General features: G+C 63.3%; 11 protein-coding genes. 4 read left to right on the top strand and 7 right to left on the bottom strand.

The window, feature by feature from the left end:
* On the top strand, positions 1–199 hold a 199-nt coding region (locus EGJ22_RS26300; protein WP_218568208.1), incomplete at its 5' end, for a hypothetical protein.
* A gap of 21 nt (positions 200–220) precedes the next feature.
* Here the strand turns inward: EGJ22_RS26300 and lon are convergent.
* From lon to EGJ22_RS23415, 4 genes are all read right to left on the bottom strand, one after another.
* Complete coding sequence (gene lon, locus EGJ22_RS23430) at positions 221–2641, bottom strand: endopeptidase La (RefSeq protein ID WP_009681961.1); 2421 nt, start codon at positions 2639–2641, stop codon at positions 221–223.
* Positions 2642–2803: 162 nt separating this feature from the next.
* A complete protein-coding gene (locus tag EGJ22_RS23425) occupies positions 2804–5215 on the bottom strand; it encodes a glucose/quinate/shikimate family membrane-bound PQQ-dependent dehydrogenase (protein ID WP_029888014.1) in 2412 nt (803 codons plus the stop codon).
* A 28-nt stretch (positions 5216–5243) separates the two neighbouring features.
* Positions 5244–6578 (bottom strand): carbohydrate porin, encoded by a 1335-nt coding sequence (locus EGJ22_RS23420; RefSeq protein ID WP_029888013.1) that lies wholly within the window; start codon positions 6576–6578, stop codon positions 5244–5246.
* A 289-nt stretch (positions 6579–6867) separates the two neighbouring features.
* Positions 6868–8907, bottom strand: a complete 2040-nt coding sequence (locus tag EGJ22_RS23415) for a TonB-dependent receptor (protein WP_029888012.1) — start codon at positions 8905–8907, stop codon at positions 6868–6870.
* Positions 8908–9070: 163 nt separating this feature from the next.
* Here EGJ22_RS23415 and EGJ22_RS23410 point away from each other — a divergent pair, with 163 nt between their 5' ends.
* Together EGJ22_RS23410 and EGJ22_RS23405 are read left to right on the top strand one after the other, a co-directional pair.
* Entirely contained in the window at positions 9071–9292 is a 222-nt protein-coding gene (locus EGJ22_RS23410; protein ID WP_029887721.1) for a VF530 family DNA-binding protein, read from the top strand.
* 2 nt (positions 9293–9294) lie between these two features.
* Positions 9295–9930, top strand: coding sequence for a Pr6Pr family membrane protein (locus EGJ22_RS23405; RefSeq protein WP_029887722.1), 636 nt, complete (start codon positions 9295–9297; stop codon positions 9928–9930).
* A 120-nt stretch (positions 9931–10050) separates the two neighbouring features.
* Here the strand turns inward: EGJ22_RS23405 and EGJ22_RS23395 are convergent, their stop codons facing one another.
* From EGJ22_RS23395 to EGJ22_RS23385, 3 genes are all read right to left on the bottom strand, one after another.
* The gene (locus EGJ22_RS23395; RefSeq protein WP_029887723.1) at positions 10051–10812 is read right to left on the bottom strand and encodes a siderophore-interacting protein; all 762 of its coding nucleotides are present in this window, start codon (positions 10810–10812) and stop codon (positions 10051–10053) included.
* On the bottom strand, positions 10805–11350 hold the full coding sequence (locus tag EGJ22_RS23390) for a PadR family transcriptional regulator (protein WP_029887724.1): 546 nt from the start codon (positions 11348–11350) through the stop codon (positions 10805–10807). Before EGJ22_RS23390 ends, EGJ22_RS23395 begins: the two co-directional genes overlap by 8 nt.
* An 89-nt stretch (positions 11351–11439) precedes the next feature.
* Positions 11440–14586 carry a transglycosylase domain-containing protein gene (locus tag EGJ22_RS23385; protein WP_029887725.1) on the bottom strand — a complete coding sequence of 1049 codons (3147 nt, stop codon included), beginning with the start codon at positions 14584–14586 and terminating at the stop codon, positions 11440–11442.
* 311 nt (positions 14587–14897) lie between these two features.
* Between EGJ22_RS23385 and EGJ22_RS23380 the strand changes: the two genes are divergently transcribed.
* A complete protein-coding gene (locus EGJ22_RS23380) occupies positions 14898–16316 on the top strand; it encodes an amino acid permease (protein ID WP_064314253.1) in 1419 nt (472 codons plus the stop codon).
* The last annotated feature ends 124 nt before the right edge of the window (positions 16317–16440 follow it).

The raw sequence follows: 16440 nt of genomic DNA, 5'->3' as shown, positions 1-16440 counted from the left end.
AGCGCAGCTCGCGATTGCGCCGCGCGGTCGGCGCTCGATCTCACAGGCGCTGAAGATGCTCCGGCTACCCTTGCCAGAAACCATAGAATCTCCCACAGGTACCGCGCAAAGCTTGAGGTCTGCACTGCCCCTGTGGGAGCCCGGCTTGCCGGCGATGGGCTGCGAAGCAGCCCAATGGCTGCCACTCAGGCTTAACTGACTGGCATTAGCCCAGGGCCTGTCAGAACAGTACTTTCGCCACGTCGGCAAAGCGTTTGGCAAAATGCACCGTCAAACCTTCACGCAGGTAGTCCGGCAGTTCCTCGAAGTCGCCGCGGTTAGGCTCTGGCAAGATCAATTCGAAGATCTTCTGTCGCCGTGCCGCGATCACTTTCTCGCGCACCCCGCCAATGGGCAGCACCTGGCCGGTGAGGGTAAGTTCGCCGGTCATGGCCACCCCTTTCTTCGGTGCCTGGTTGCGGGCCAGCGACAGCAGGGCACTGGCCATGGTGATGCCAGCGCTCGGCCCGTCCTTGGGGGTGGCCCCTTCAGGCACATGCAGGTGAATGAAGGCTTCGTTGAAGAAACCGGGGTCACCCCCGAACTGCTTGAGGTTGGAGCTGACGTAGCTGTAGGCGATTTCGGCCGATTCCTTCATCACGTCGCCCAGTTTGCCAGTCAGCTTGAAGCCGCGGTTGAGGGTGTGGATGCGGGTTGCCTCGATCGGCAAGGTCGCGCCGCCCATGCTGGTCCAGGCCAGGCCGGTGATCACACCTTTGCCCGCCAGTACTTGCTCGCTGCGGAACACCGGCATGCCGAGTGCGGCCTCCAGGTCCTTGGTGCCGATTTTCAGCTTGGCGTCCGGGTTTTCCAGCAGCTTGACCACCGCCTTGCGCACCAGCTTGCCCAATTGCTTTTCCAGCTGGCGCACCCCGGCCTCTCGGGCGTAGCCCTCGATCACCGTGCGCAGCGCGCTGTCGCTGATGCTCAGGCTGGCCTTGGCCACCCCGGCCTTTTGCAACTGCTTGGGCCACAGGTGGCGCTTGGCGATGGCCAGTTTTTCTTCGGTGATATAGCCGGACAGGCGGATCACTTCCATGCGGTCCAGCAAAGGGCCGGGGATCGAGTCCAGGGTGTTGGCGGTGCACACGAAGAGCACTTTCGACAGGTCCAGTCGCAAGTCCAGGTAGTGGTCGAGGAAGTCGACGTTCTGTTCCGGGTCGAGGGTTTCCAGCAGCGCCGAGGCCGGGTCGCCTTGGTAGCTCTGGCCCATTTTGTCGATCTCGTCGAGCATGATGACCGGGTTCATCACTTCGACATCCTTCAACGCCTGCACCAGCTTGCCGGGTTGGGCGCCGATGTAGGTGCGGCGGTGGCCCTTGATCTCGGCCTCGTCACGCATGCCGCCGACGCTGAAGCGGTAGAACGGTCGGCCGAGCGACTCGGCAATCGACTTGCCGATACTGGTCTTGCCCACGCCGGGCGGGCCTACCAGCAGCACAATCGAGCCGCTGATCTCGCCCTTCCAGGCGCCAACGGCGAGGAACTCGAGGATGCGTTCCTTGATGTCGTCGAGGCCTGCATGGTGCTGGTCGAGTACCTTGCGCGCGTGCTTGAGGTCGAGCTTGTCCTTGCCGTGGATGCCCCATGGCAGGGCAGTGGCCCATTCCAGGTAGTTGCGGGTAACGGCGTATTCGGGCGAACCGGTTTCCAGAATGGCCAGTTTGCCCATTTCTTCATCGATGCGTTTGCGCGCCTGCTCGGGCAGGGTCTTGCCTTCCAGGCGCTGCTCGAACTGCTCCAGGTCGGCACTGCGGTCGTCCTTGGTCAGGCCCAGCTCCTGCTGAATGACCTTGAGCTGTTCCTTGAGGAAAAACTCGCGCTGATGCTCGCCAATCTGGCGGTTCACCTCGGCCGAAATCTCGTTTTGCAGGCGGGCGACTTCGACCTCCTTGCGCAACATGGGCAGCACTTTTTCCATGCGCTTGAGCATGGGCACGCAGTCCAGCACTTCCTGCAACTGGCCGCCGGTGGCCGAGGTCAGCGCGGCGGCGAAGTCGGTGAGCGGCGACGGGTCGTTAGGGCTGAAGCGGTTGAGGTAGTTCTTCAGCTCTTCGCTGTAAAGCGGGTTGAGCGGCAGCAGTTCCTTGATCGCGTTGATCAGGGCCATACCGTAGGCCTTGACCTCGTCGGTAGGCTCGGCGGGCTGGCGCGGGTATTCCACTTCGACTAGATAGGGCGGGCGGTGATGCTTGAGCCAGGTACGGATACGCACCCGGGTCAGGCCTTGGGCCACGAACTGCAGCTTGCCGTTTTCACGGCTGGCATGGTGCACCTTGACCAGCGTGCCGTATTGCGGCAATGCCGAGGTATCGAAGTGGCGGTGGTCTTCTGCCGGCGTGTCCATGAAGAACAGGGCCAGGCAGTGGTCAGGGGACTTGGCGACCAGATCAAGGGTTTCCGCCCAGGGCTCTTCGTTGACGATCACAGGCAGTACCTGGGCCGGGAAGAACGGGCGGTTGTGGATCGGAATCACATAGACCTTGTCCGGCAGTTGTTGGCCGGGCAGGGCGAGGGCGTGGCCGGCTTGGGCCTGGGGGGTGGTGTGCTCGACTTCGCTGTGTTCGTCGGGGTGTTCCGGGAAATCCTGCTGGTCGCTCATGGGGCACCTGCGTGAATGACTATGGTGCTTAGATGGGGCGCAGGGGATTGGGTTTCAAGTTTCAAGCTGCAAGCTGCAAGCTGCAAGCTACAAGCTACAAGAAAAAAGCGGGACCGCATTGGCCCCGCTTTTACTTGCGGCTTGTAGCTTGTGACTTGCAGCTTATTCAGCCAATTTGTAAGCGATGATGTAATCGCCCATCCGCGTACCCAGCGAGCCATGCCCGCCCGCGGTCACAAGCACATATTGCTTGCCGTCCTTGCCGGTGTAGGTCATCGGGGTGGCTTGGCCACCCGCTGGCAGGCGGGCTTTCCACAGTTCCTTGCCGTTGTTCACATCGTAGGCGCGCAGGTACTGGTCGAGGGTCCCGCTGAGGAAACCGACGCCGCCTGCGGTCACGATCGAGCCGCCCATGCTCGGCACGCCAACCGGCAGGCCGATCGGCACGGGTGTGCTGTCACGGGTGGTGCCGTTCTTGTGCTTCCATACGACTTTGTTGGTGAACAGGTCGATGGCGGCGACGTAGCCCCAGGCCGGGGCCTGGCACGGCACGCCCAGGGGCGACATGAACGGGTGCATGGTCACGGCATACGGGGCACCGGTGTTCGGCTGCACGCCGCTGGTTTCGCTTTCGCGCTTGCTGCCCTCGGCAACCTGTTCACGCGGCACCATCTTCGACACGAATGCCATGTAGTTGGGCGAGGTGAACAGCAACTGGCGCACCGGGTCGACCGATACGCTGCCCCAGTTGAACACGCCTACGTTGCCTGGGTAGACCAGCGAGCCCTGCTCGGACGGTGGGGTGTACTGGCCCTCGTAGCGCAGTTCGCGGAACTGGATGCGGCACAGCATCTGGTCGAACGGGGTGGCGCCCCACATGGCTTGTTCGGTCAGTTCCGGGCCCAGCAGGTTGAGGTCGGAACGGGCCTGGGTCGGCGAAGTGTGGTCGCCTTTCACCGCACCTTGCGGGGTGGGGATTTCACGGATCGGCACGATTGGCGTACCGTCGCGGCGGTCGAGCACATACAGGCTACCCTGCTTGGTCGGCACGATGATCGCCGGTTTCACGCCATCGTCGGTCTTCAGGTGCACCAGGGTCGGCTGGCTGCCGACGTCCATGTCCCACAGGTCGTGGTGGGTGAACTGGTAGTTCCAGCGGGCCTTGCCGGTCGCAAGGTCCAGGGCTACCACACCTGCGCTGTACTTCTCGGCGCCTGGGGTGCGGTCAGCGCCCCACTGGTCTGGGGTCTGGTTACCCAGCGGCAGGTAGATCATGCCGAGGTCTTCGTCGACACTGGCGATCGACCACATGTTGGCCGAGTTGCGGCTGTACATCTTGCCAGGGGCCAACGGCTTGGTGTCTTCCGGGTTGTTGCTGTCCCAGTTCCACACCAGGTGGCCGTCGTGCACGTCGTAGGCGCGGATAACGCCAGACGGCTCGTTGGTGGACTCGTTGTCGGTGACATGGCCGCCGATGATCACCAGGTCGCGGGTAACGGCCGCGGGCGAGGTGGAGTAATAGCCGCCGGCGGTGAACGGGCCGATGCCGGTTGTCAGGTCGATCACACCCTGGTTGGCGAAGCCTTCGCAGACCTTGCCGTTGTCGGCGTTGATGGCGATCAGGCGCGCATCTGCGGTGGGCAGATACAGGCGGCGCGGGCAGGCCTGCGCCACGGCTTGGCCGGCGTCGCTGATTTTCGGGGCCGGGCTGCCGTCGCGGCTGACGTAGCGGTTCTCGTCATAATACGAAACCCCGCGGCAGGTCATGTGGGCAAAGCCTTTGAAGGTGCCGGTGGGGCTCTTCACCTGCGGGTCATAGCGCCAGATTTCCGCGCCGGTGTCCGGGTCGAGTGCCAGCAGGCGGCTATGCGCGGTGCAGGCATACAGCATACCGTTGACTTTCAGCGGGGTGTTCTGGTTGGTCAGCTCGACCGGGTCGTTCTCGGTCGGCAGGTCACCGGTGCGGATGCGCCAGGCTTCTTCCAGGCGGTAGGCGTTCTGCGGGGTGATCTGGCGCAGTGGCGAATAGCGGTCGCCATGCTCGGTACGGCCATAAGCCTGCCATTCGCCGTCCGGCATGCTCGGCGCGGCGCTGGCCATCTCGCTGCTGTCGCGGCCCAGTTCGCCAAACACCTCACCCGGGTGGGTGAACTGGCTGCCCAGGGCGCAGGCGCCTGCGGCCACCACGGCCACGCTGAGCACCGCCGTGTTGGCAGTGCTGGCCGGGCCGATCAGCGGGCGGCGTGCCCACGGTAGCAGCAGGACCACGCCGATGGCGAACCAGATGGCCAGGCGCGGCACCAGTTGCCACCAGTCCAGGCCGACTTCGAGCAAGGCCCACACCGTGCTGCCTAGCAGCACCAGGCCGTACAGGCCCAAGGCGATGCGCCGTTGGGCCAGCAGCAGAATGCCCGACAAGGCAAAGCCGATACCGGCAACAAGGTAGTACAGCGAGCCGCCCAGCTGGCTCAACTTGATGCCGCCGGCCAGCAGGGCCAGGCCCATCAGCAACAGCAGCGCGCCAATCAGGCGCGGTAGCCAGCGGCTTCCAGTGTTGGCACCTTCAGTGCTCATTTCAGGTTCTCCGTCACGTCAAAAAAATTCAGAAACTGCTTTGGATCTTCAGGCCACCGACCAGGGCGCCATCGACTTGCGACACGCCGCCGGGGTGGCGGATGTACTGCAGGTTCGGGCGGACCGTGAGCCAGTTGGCCACATGAATGCCGTAGTACAGCTCGGCGCTGTATTCCGTGTCTTGCACAGGCAGGAAGCCGGGGTTGTCGTAATCGTCAAGGCCGGCTGCCTGGTTGGCCAGGCGGGCGTTCTTGCGGTAGCCAGAGTTGACGTGCACGCGGGCGAGGGCGAAGCCGATGTCGTCCTTGGCGCGGGCATCGAAAGGCCCTTTGAATACCAGTCCTGCCTGAACATAGTTGTCGATGACATTGGTTTTCTTGTCGTGCATCGTTGCGTTGGCGAACAGGCTCAGGCCACGCGAATGGTCGGAGGCCAGTGCAGTCACCTGCTGTTGGGCGCCGAGCCACACGCCATGCTTGCTTGAGCTGCTGCGGTAGGCGCCGCCGCTCAGGGCTGCCGGCTGGCCGTTGCTGTCCTTGAGAACATCGTGTGCCTTGGCATTACTGTAGTAGTAGCCGGCGCGATATTCCCCTTTCAGGCCTTTGACGCGCGGGCTCCATACCAGTTCGACTGGCATGACCGCACCTTGGGTGCCGCTGCCACTGAGCTTGAAGCCGTTACCTGACTCGAGGTTGGACGGGTTCTGTTCGAACACGCCAACCTGCGCGTACAACGTGGGGCTGAGGTTGTAGCGCACGCGCAGGGCCCATTGGCTGACCGGCCAGTTGTACCAGACGCCACCCACCCAGTTGCCCACCTGCGAGCCGCAGAAGGCCAGGTTCTGGAAGTCACAGGGGAAACTGTTGAAGTCCTCGCCTTCGCCGAAACGGCCGAATTTCACGTCCAGTGCGCCGTCGAAGTACTTCTGCTTGATCCACATTTGCGTCAGCCGCCAGGTTTCACCGCGGCCCCATACTTCCTGGGCCGAGGTAAACCCACCCACGCGTGGGTCATTGATGCGGTCGTTGCTGATGTTGTCGCCGTGGCGCTCGGTTATGGTCAGTTGCACTTCGGTGTCGTGCCAGCCAAGGATCTTGTCCAGGTCCAGGTGGCTGCCAAAGGTGAACTGGTCGCTGTAGCGCGCGGTGCGATCATGGTCGTAGCCACCGTGCAGGTTGCTGCCCATCTCGCCGGTGTAGCCGAGAGTGAAGTCGTAGCCTTGTTCAAGCAGCCGGGTGCGGGTGCCGCCCCAGTCGCCGAGCATCCACCCGGAGTCGTTGGCGAACATTTCGCTGGCGCAGGTGGGGGTCGCCAAGGCAGCAAGGGCGACGCCTATGTAACAGGTTTTGGGCAGTTGGAGCATGAGATAGCGCTATCTTCTGATTATTAAAAAAACGGCAAGCGCATCGAAAGGCGAGGCCTTCGATGGATGTGGCAACGTGGGAGTTCAGTGAAGCGTTTCAGCTTGCGGCGGGGAGGATATAGGGGAAGGCGTCAGAAAAAAAGACAAATTGTCGCAGGTCATTATTGTTCAATTGGTAATAATGTCCGTAGGGCTCTGCTCTGCGCAGTTCCTGCGCCTACCCAGGTGTGGCGCAGTACGTGTAGGAAATGGCTTGCCGGCGATTGGGGCGCAAAGCGCCCCCACCATTTCAGAAGGTGGTACGCAGGCCCACTTCCACACTGCGCCCCGGTGCTGGCGCGATATCGCGCAGAATCGAACTGGCATAGCGCACGGTCTGGTCGGTCAGGTTCTCACCGCGCACGAACGCCAGCCACTGGCTCTGGCCAACGTCGAAGCGGTAGCCAACGCTGGCCCCCAGGGTGGTATAGCCATCGGTGCTGCTTTCGTTGGCCGGCTTGCGGTGCTGAGAGGCGGCGTGCTGCACGTCCACCCGGGCCTGCCAGCGGTCCAGCTCCCAGACCAGGCCACTGTTCAGGCGTAGCGGCGCAATACGGGGCAGCGGCTCGCCGCTGTCAAGGTTCTTGGCCCGGGTGTAGTCACCCGACAATTCCAGGGCAAAGCTGCCATAACGGTTCTCGACCAGCTGCCAGCGGTCCTGGGCCTCGATGCCGTAGAAGCGTGCCCGCACACCTTGGTACTGGTACTCCGGGAAACCGTCGTCGTGATCATGGTCAGCTTCGTCGTGGTCGTGATCATGCCCGCCTTCGCGCAGGTTGCCGGTGCCGATCAGGCCGATGTAATTGCGGAAGTGGCTGTAGAACAGCCCGACGCTGCCCTTGTGCGTACCGTTGTCGAAGCGTAACGCCAGGTCGGCGGAAATGGCCTTTTCCTTGTTCAGGCTGGCATCACCGACTTCATAGGCACCGGTGGCGACGTGGGCGCCATTGGCATACAGCTCGTAGAAGGTCGGGGCGCGTTCGGTATAGCCAAGGTTGGCCGCCAGCGACCAGACCGGGTCGAGCTGGTACACCGCGCCCGATGACAGGCTGAACGCATTGAAGCTGCTGGCGCTGTTGGCGTCGACGAAGTTCTCGTTGCCTTTGGCATCCGGGGCCACGCGGGTGTGTTCCATGCGTGCGCCCAGGCTCAGGTTCAGGCGCTCGGTCGCTTGCCACTGTTCGAGCATGAACAACGCCAGGCTGTCGGTATCGGTGTGCGGCACGAAGGCCTCTTCGCCCAGGGCAGAGAATTCGTTGCGGCTGACTTGCGCACCGATCACGCCCTCCACAGGCCCGAGCGGCTGGTGGCGGGCTTCGATACGCGCTTCGTAGCCTTTGTTCTTGAACGTGGTGTGAACCTCGCCTTCCTCTATTTCGCTGTGTTCGTAGTCGGTGTAGCCGGCATCGACCTTGACCGAGCTGAACGGGCCGTCGAGGTCGCGCAGTTCGGAGGCGAAGGCGTAGTGGTCCTGTTTCATGTCCAGGCGCACGCCGGATTCGGCCACCGAGCCGTAGTTGCTGTCGTAGCGGCTGTACGACAGGCCGGCGTAACCGTGGTCCCAGTGGTAGGCACCGCCGATGGCGCCGCCATCCTGGCGGCCATCGCTGTTTTCCAGGCGGTGCTTGCTGCCGGGCTCTTCGGCATCGCGCACTTTCGCGCTACGGGCGTAGCCAGGGATGCGCAGGTCATTGAACTGACGGCTGTTGGCATCCAGGTGCAGGGCGAATGTGCCATCGCCGGCTTCTAGCTTGCCGGCGCTGCTGCGGGTGGTGTCGGCGCCACCGTAACGCAGTTCACCGGCGCCGTGAATGCCCTCGATGGGGGCGTCCGGGATGCGGTTGTCAAAGGTGTTGACCACGCCACCAATGGCGTTGCCGCCGTACAGCAGTGCGGCAGGGCCGCGCACGATTTCGACACGATCGACGGTCACCGGGTCCAGCGGCACGGCATGGTCGTAGGACAGCGAGGAGGCATCCAGGGCGCCTACGCCGTTGCGCAGGATGCGAATGCGGTCGCCATCCAGGCCACGAATGACCGGGCGGCTGGCGCCAGGGCCGAACCAGGTCGAGGCGACACCGGGCTGTTTGTTCAGGGTTTCACCGAGGCTGCCGTGCTGCTGTTGCAGCAGGTTGTCGCCTTCGAGCACGGTGCTGGGCGCGGCCAGTTGGCGGTTGCCCAGCGGGTTGGCCGTGATCACCTGGGGTTCAAGTTCCACCGCGTGGCTGGGCGAAGCGGCCAGCCAGAGCGCGACGGCAAGGGGGGAGAGGCGAAGCGGTGCAGACAACATGAGAGTGGGACGTTCCTTGGCAGATGCTCATATAGTGTTACAACATAACATAACTATTTCAGCACAGAGGTTTCTTCCCTGGCCAGCGTTTTTCTGCGGCCTCGCCGGATCCCACCCGCCACTACACTCGTGTAAGGTGCGCATCTTTCCCACGGAGTACAGCATGAGCACGGCCCAACACAACGCGCTGCACGGCAAGACCCTCGAACAGATCCTTACCGAGCTAGTGGCGCATTACCAATGGCAGGGCTTGGCCGAACGCATTGACGTGCGTTGCTTCAGGAGCAACCCGACGATCAAGTCGAGCCTGACCTTCTTGCGTAAAACCCCTTGGGCGCGGGAAAAGGTCGAGCAGTTGTACGTGAAGCTGCAGCGTCAGGCCTGAACGTGCTGCGGCGACCTTGGCTGACCGGCATGGCGGTGCTGGGCTGGTTCGGCCTGACCGTGCAGGTGTACCTGGTACTGCTGGCGCGTTGGCAGGAGCAGGCCAGCCTGATCGGCGGCCTGATCAACGTGTTTGGCTATTTCACGGTGTTGACCAACACCTTGGTGGCCACGGTGCTCAGTTATGCGGCGTTTGGCCGCGAAGGCCGGGCCAGGCATTTTTTTCTGTCGCCGTCGGTGAGTTCCGCGGTGGCCGCGAGCATTGTGCTGGTAGCGCTGGCCTACAGCGTGTTGCTGCGCCACTTGTGGCAGCCAGAGGGCTGGCAATGGCTGGCCGACGAGTTGCTGCACGATGTGATGCCGGCGCTGTACGCCTTGTACTGGTGGTGTGAGGTGCCCAAGGGCCATTTGCGTCTGCGGCACCTGGCGCTGTGGGCACTCTACCCGGCCGTATACTTTGGCTACGCCTTGTGGCGGGGTAGCGAGATAGGCCTGTACGCCTACCCGTTCATCGATGTGGCGAGGCTGGGGTACGGGCAAGTGCTGCTCAATGCCCTGGGCGTGCTGGCGGGGTTCTGGGGGATCGGGCTGGTGTTGCTGGGGCTGGATCGTTGGCGTGGGGCGCAAAAGTTTGCTTAGCCTGTGCCGGCCTCTTCGCGGGCAAGCCCGCTCCTACAGGAATACCACCGTCTCCAAGGCTGGTGATGTACCTGTGGGAGCGGGCTTGCCCGCGAAGAGGCCGTAACAGGCTGAAGCCGATTATTCGTCGTCCCCAGCCCCGTCGGCCCGCCAGTAAGCCGCGGCTTTCAAAGCATCCTCGGGCACGCCTTTTTCCAGCAGCAGCGCCTTGGCCTGGCGGGTCAGGGTTTTTTCCAGCGCTACCCAGGCGTACAACCGGCCTTGCGGCAAGGTCAGGTTCTGCACCAATGGCAGCAGGTCTTCCTCGTGGCGGCGTACCCAGATCACCTCGACCTGCGCCTTGCTCGGCAGCGGCTGGCGCTCCTGCTCATCCTCGATCTGGATCACCGCCAGCACCTGGCGGCCAGCGGGCAGCTCCTCGAGCCGCCTGCCGATTGCCGGGATGGCCGTTTCATCGCCGATCAGCAAGTAGCTGTCGAACACATCCGGCACCACCAGTGAAGCGCGTGGCCCGGCGATATTCAGGGTTTGCCCGACCGCGGCCTGCGCCGCCCACGTGGCGGCAGGGCCGTCGCCATGCAGGACGAAGTCGATGTCCAACTCGTTGGCCACCAGGTCTATGCGCCGTGGCGTGTATTCACGCATGGTGGGCCGTACGCCACTGTCCTTGCCCAGCTTGCGGGCCTCGATGGCCTGTTGCTGCTCAGGGGTTTCGCCGAACAGCAGCTTGATGTGGTCGTCGCTGCCCAAGCTGGTGAAGCCTTGCAGTTCGGCACCGCCGAGGGTGATGCGGCGCATGCGCGGGGTCAGCTCGGTGACCCGCAGCACCTGCAGGCGGCGCTGGCGAATCTCGTGGTTGACGCGGTGAATGCTGTTAGTCATGGGGCGTCTCCGTAGCAGCGTCGGCCGGCCCGGAAGCGATGGCCGTGGCGGTGTGGTTGAGCAGGTCGCGAACCCTATCGATTTCTTCAGGTGTCCAGCGGCCGCTGTGCATGTGCAGCGCATGGCGCAGGTTGCCCACCGCTTCGTGAATTTCAGGCGGGCGGTCGTGGCCGCGCAAGGCGCGCTTGCTGACTTCGATGCGCATGCGCACGCCGTCCAGCGCCACCGCCTGGTCCGCCAGTGCACGGCGGCCGGCCTCGGTGATGGCATACAGGCGCTTGCTGCCCTGCACCTGGCCGCTGATCAGCTCGGCTTCTTCAAGAAAATTCAGCGTGGGGTAGATCACTCCGGGGCTCGGGCTGTAACTGCCTTCGAACAGGTTCTCGATCTGGCGGATCAGGTCGTAGCCATGGCCGGGCTGGCTTGCGAGCAAGTCGAGCATCAGCAACTTGAGGTCACCTGGGGCAAATACACGGGGGCCGCGTTCGCCGCGCCCGGGGCGCCGTTCGAAGGGGTCATGGGGGGTATGTTCACGCATGGGAATAGGGGCTCCTTCTTTGCGATATATCGTAAGATATTACTCAAGATATATCTAAAGACAAGCCCTTAATTGCTGATGATTCTCATCTAATTGTTCGATTCGTCCGCTTTCGTGGTCGAGTTCGCGGCCACTTCCGGGGGCTTGCACGCGTTCGGATTGCCCGGCTGCAGGTATGGCATGAGGATCGGTGCCATGCCCTTGAGTACCTGCACCGGCAGCGCCGAAGTGAACTTGAATGCCTCTGCCGAACGCCCTGGCACGAACGCGGTCAAGGTGCCGAAGTGGTTCTCACCCAGGAAGAACACGAAGGTGGCGGTACGGTTGAGCGACCGCGAGCCGATCAGCCGGCCGCCGGCGCCAAAGCTTTCGATGCGGTTGTCACCGGTACCGGTTTTGCCACCCATTACCAGGGGCGTGCCGTCCTGCAGCTTGAAACTGCCGGAAATGCGCCGGGCGGTGCCGGCATCGACCACCTGCGACATGGCGCCTTTGAGGGCGCGTGCCACCTCGACCTGCAGAATCCGCACCCCCCGGTCCGGGTCGCTGATCAGTTTGGTCTCGTAGGGGGTGTTGGCGGCAAAATGCAGGGTGTCGATGCGCAGTGTAGGCAGGCGAATGCCATCGTTCTGGATGATCCCGACCAGCTCCGAGAGGGCGGCAGGGCGGTCGCCCGAGCTGCCGATGGCGGTCGCCAGCGACGGCACCAGGTGGTCGAACGGGTAGCCCACGCGCTTCCAGCGCTGGTGGATGTCGAGGAACGCTTCGATTTCCACCATGGTGCGAATGCGGCTGTCGCGAGCGCCCTGGTGGCGGCTCTTGAACAGCCAGCCGTAGACCTCCTGGCGCTCGAAGCGGCTGGCGTTGACCATCTCGCTCAAGGTCGAACTGGGGTTCTTCAGCAGGTAGCCGAGCAGCCACAGGTCCAAGGGGTGGACCTTGGCAATGTAACCCTGGTCGGGCAGGTCGTACTTGCCCGGGCCATAGGCTTCGTACATCTCGGCCAGGCGGCCATCGCTGAGTTTGCCCAGGGCGCTCTTGTCCCCCTTGAGGTGGGCGCGGACAAAGGCATTGAACGTTTGCTGGCCCGCTTCGGGGAACAGGTAGCGGTGCACGGCGGCCAACCGTTGCGGGGTCACGCGCATGCTGTCGAGGAAGGTATCCAGGCGCTGTTGCGAGGTCTTGCGCTGGTATTTCTTCCAGAAGCGCATCAGGTAGTTGGTGCCTTCCTTGTCGGCAAAGCGCGCCAGGTATTCCTGGCGACGCGGGTCGGCGTCATCCTTGAGCAGCGGTACGCGGTTGTAGGGCTGCTGGTAGGTCACATAGCGCACCAGGTCGCGCATCAGGCGGATGAAGGGCAAGTTGATCGACTCGCGCAGGGCATCCTTGAGCGTGGGGTTGCGGCTGTTGTCTTCCTTGCGGAAGTTGTTGAACACATGCATGCCGCCGCCGGTGAAAAACGCCTCGCCGGTGCTGGCCGAGTACTTGCGCTCCAGGGCGGCGTCGAGCATGGCATCCAGGCTCTGGTTCTTGCTGTTCTGCGCCAGCCAATCCAGTGACCATTGGGTGATGCGGTCAAGCTCGGCGACGTCGACCTTCTTCAGCTCGGCGACAGGCTTGCCGGCATACTTGTCGTGCAGTTCGGCAATGATCTCCAGGTAGGTCGTCAGTACCCGCAACTTCGCCGTGGAGCCCAGCTCCAGCTTGCTGCCTTCGTTGATGTCGAATGGCTGGTCGGTACTGTCGGTCTGCACCCTGACCCGCGAGCCATCGGCGGTGCGTTCGAACAGGGTGAAGCTGTAGCTCACCTGGTCGGTGGTCTTGGCGGTGAGCAGGCGCTCGCCGATCAGGCCGATCTGCGCAGCGAAAGCCGGGTCGGCAAGGTTTTTCAGGTATTGGCTGACCTGCAATTGCAGGTCAGCCTGCAGGGTGCTGGTAGCCGATACATCGAGGCGGTCGAGGTCGTACAGCGGGCGGTTGAGCATGGCCGCCAGGCGGTTGCGCGCCAGGCTGATACCCTTGTTGGTGACGATGGGCACGATGGTCGGTTGCGCCACCCAGTCGCGGTACACCGCCTTGCTGGCCAGCGCTGCCTCGGCCAGTGGCTGTTCGATGACCTTGTTGGCGGCCAGCACGCGGATGTGCGAGTCGGTCAGCTCGGCCAGTTCCACCCGGCCTTTGGACAAGTAATGCGAGGGCCGCCGCTGGGCGATCATCAGCGACAGCACCTGGCGCAGGGCCAGGCCACGCGCCGCCATGCTTTGCGGGTCAGTGGCGGTGGACGTCAGCGCCTGGTTGACCTGGTCGAAATCGGCGCCGTACCACACCCGCAGCCCCTCGGCCATGCCGTGTACCTCGCCGTGCCCAGGCACGGCCGACAGTGGCACGCTATTGAGGTAGTCACGCACGATGCGCTGGCGGGCCTCGGTGGTGTCGGGGCCGCCCTGGTACGCGCGCACGCTGGCCGAAATCATCTGGCGGATCTTCTCGGCCCCCGACACGGTCAGGCCATCTGGGGAGTGGCGATACTTTTCCAGTTGCGTGGCCAGGGTGCTGCCACCCGCCGACTGGCCGGGCAGCGCCAGGTACTTGGCCACCTGGCTATAGGCGGCCTTGGCGAAGCGCGGCCAGTCCACGGCCGGGTTGTTGCGCGGGTCTTGGGTGTCAAGCAGGTCGCGGTTCTCGATGAACAGCAGGCTATTGACCATCACGGGCGGGATGGCAGCGAAGTCAGGGTACAGGTGCTGCGGGTAGTTATACTGGTAGAGCATGTCGCCACGGCAGTCGGTGATCGACAGGCCCGCCTGGATCTTCTCGATATAGGGCACGAACAGCCCATGCTCGACGTAGTTCATCAACGCCGGGGAAAACCTGACCTGTTCGCTGATCAGGTAGTCGCGCTTGAGCAGGCGCGGCAGAAATTCACCCAGGGCACTGTAGCCCAGGCGTTTGTCGAACGGCCCGTCACCGGGGTAGACGATGGCGTCGCTGGGGCCGGGCTGCAGCGAGTAGGTGAGGGTGCTGGCGAGCTTGCTGAATTCCCGCGACTGCAACTCGGACGTGCGAAATTCGTCGTAGGCGGCGAAGCCGACAGCCACCAGCGCCACCAGCACGATGAGGATGATCAGCCGCCACCATAGCCGACGCTGCCGGGGGGGCTTGCGTTGTGGCGTCTCGGCCGGCGGTGTCTCGGGTGCTTCCGTCCTGCTTGGTTCCGATTGCCACAGTGCGCCCATAGTCTTCAATCCGGCCAGGTATTTTCGTCTTGCTTGCCTGAAGCTTAGACGGTGAGCGGGTAGGCGGAAACATTTGTCGGCGCTGATCAAGGTACCGGGGGCTCCGGAGAACTCGCTGATTATTCATGGATATACAGCGAAAACCCCTTCAGCGGTCTTCCTATACTGCTCGCCCCTTCGCCCTGCCGGGTTGCGCTGACCCGGCACGCAGGCCGGCCCAAGAGGCCAGCTTGGCAAGCCAAGGCCACGCCTACCGGCGTGGCGGGTGCTGCACGGAGGCAAATCCAATAACAAAATGAGGTTGAATCGCTATGCCAGTCGGCAACCACCCTGCCCATGGCCAGCCCACCCAAGGCGGCCCGCTCAAGCGTGAACTGGGCGAACGGCATATCCGTCTGATGGCGCTGGGCGCCTGTATCGGTGTCGGTCTTTTCCTAGGCTCGGCCAAGGCCATCGAAATGGCCGGCCCGGCCATCATGCTGTCCTACATCATTGGTGGCCTGGCCATTCTGGTGATCATGCGCGCCCTTGGTGAAATGGCCGTGCACAACCCTGTCGCCGGCTCGTTCAGCCGCTATGCGCAGGACTACCTCGGCCCGCTGGCGGGCTTTCTCACTGGCTGGAACTACTGGTTCCTGTGGCTGGTGACCTGTGTTGCGGAAATTACCGCGGTAGCCATCTACATGGGGATCTGGTTCCCCGACGTGCCCCGCTGGATCTGGGCCCTGGCGGCGCTGGGCAGCATGGGGGCGGTCAACCTGGTAGCGGTCAAGGCCTTCGGCGAATTCGAGTTCTGGTTCGCCCTGATCAAGATCGTCACCATCATCGCCATGGTGCTGGGCGGGGTCGGCATCATTGCCTTCGGCCTGGGCAATGACGGTTTGGCCGTGGGCATCGCCAACCTGTGGAGCAACGGCGGCTTCATGCCCAATGGCGTGACCGGCGTGCTGATGTCGCTGCAGATGGTGATGTTCGCCTACCTGGGCGTGGAAATGATCGGTTTGACTGCCGGTGAAGCCCGTAACCCGCAAAGAACCATTCCGCAGGCCATCGGCTCGGTGTTCTGGCGCATCCTGCTGTTCTATGTCGGTGCGTTGTTCGTGATTCTGTCGATCTACCCGTGGAACGAAATTGGCAGCCAGGGCAGCCCGTTCGTCATGACCTTCGAGCGCCTGGGCATCAAGACCGCCGCGGGCATCATCAACTTCGTGGTCATCACTGCGGCGCTGTCCTCATGCAATGGCGGCATCTTCAGCACCGGGCGCATGCTCTATAGCCTGGCGCAGAACGGCCAGGCCCCGGCGGCCTTCGCCCGTACCTCGAACAACGGGGTACCGCGCAATGCGCTGCTGCTGTCCATCGGCGCGCTGCTGCTGGGTGTGCTGGCCAACTACCTGGTGCCGGAGAAGGTCTTCGTCTGGGTGACGTCGATTGCCACCTTTGGCGCAATCTGGACCTGGGTGATGATCCTGCTGGCGCAGTTGAAATTCCGTGCCGGCCTTACCCCTGCCGAGCGCCAGGGGCTGAAGTACCGCATGTGGTTGTGGCCGCTGAGCTCTTACCTGGCATTGGCGTTCCTGGTGCTGGTGGTGGGGCTGATGGCGTACTTCGAGGACACCCGGGTGGCGCTGTACATCGGCCCGGCATTCCTGGTGCTGCTGACCGTGCTGTACCACGTGTTCCGGTTGGCACCCAAAAACGTGCAGGGTACGGCCAGTACCGCTTCCTGACCTGAGTTGGCCGGGGCCGCGCTGCGGCCCATCGCCGGCAAGCCAGCGCCCACAGGGATCGCCTTAGGGCTGACAGGTGTTTGCCACAAGGTATGGCAGCGCCTGTTAGAGCGAGCGCCGCCCG

It is taken from the genome of Pseudomonas sp. p99-361 (genome assembly GCF_003935475.1).
Taxonomy (GTDB): domain Bacteria; phylum Pseudomonadota; class Gammaproteobacteria; order Pseudomonadales; family Pseudomonadaceae; genus Aquipseudomonas; species Aquipseudomonas juntendi.
Note: the sequence above shows the minus strand (reverse complement) of the source record. Positions and strands in the feature narration are given on the sequence as shown.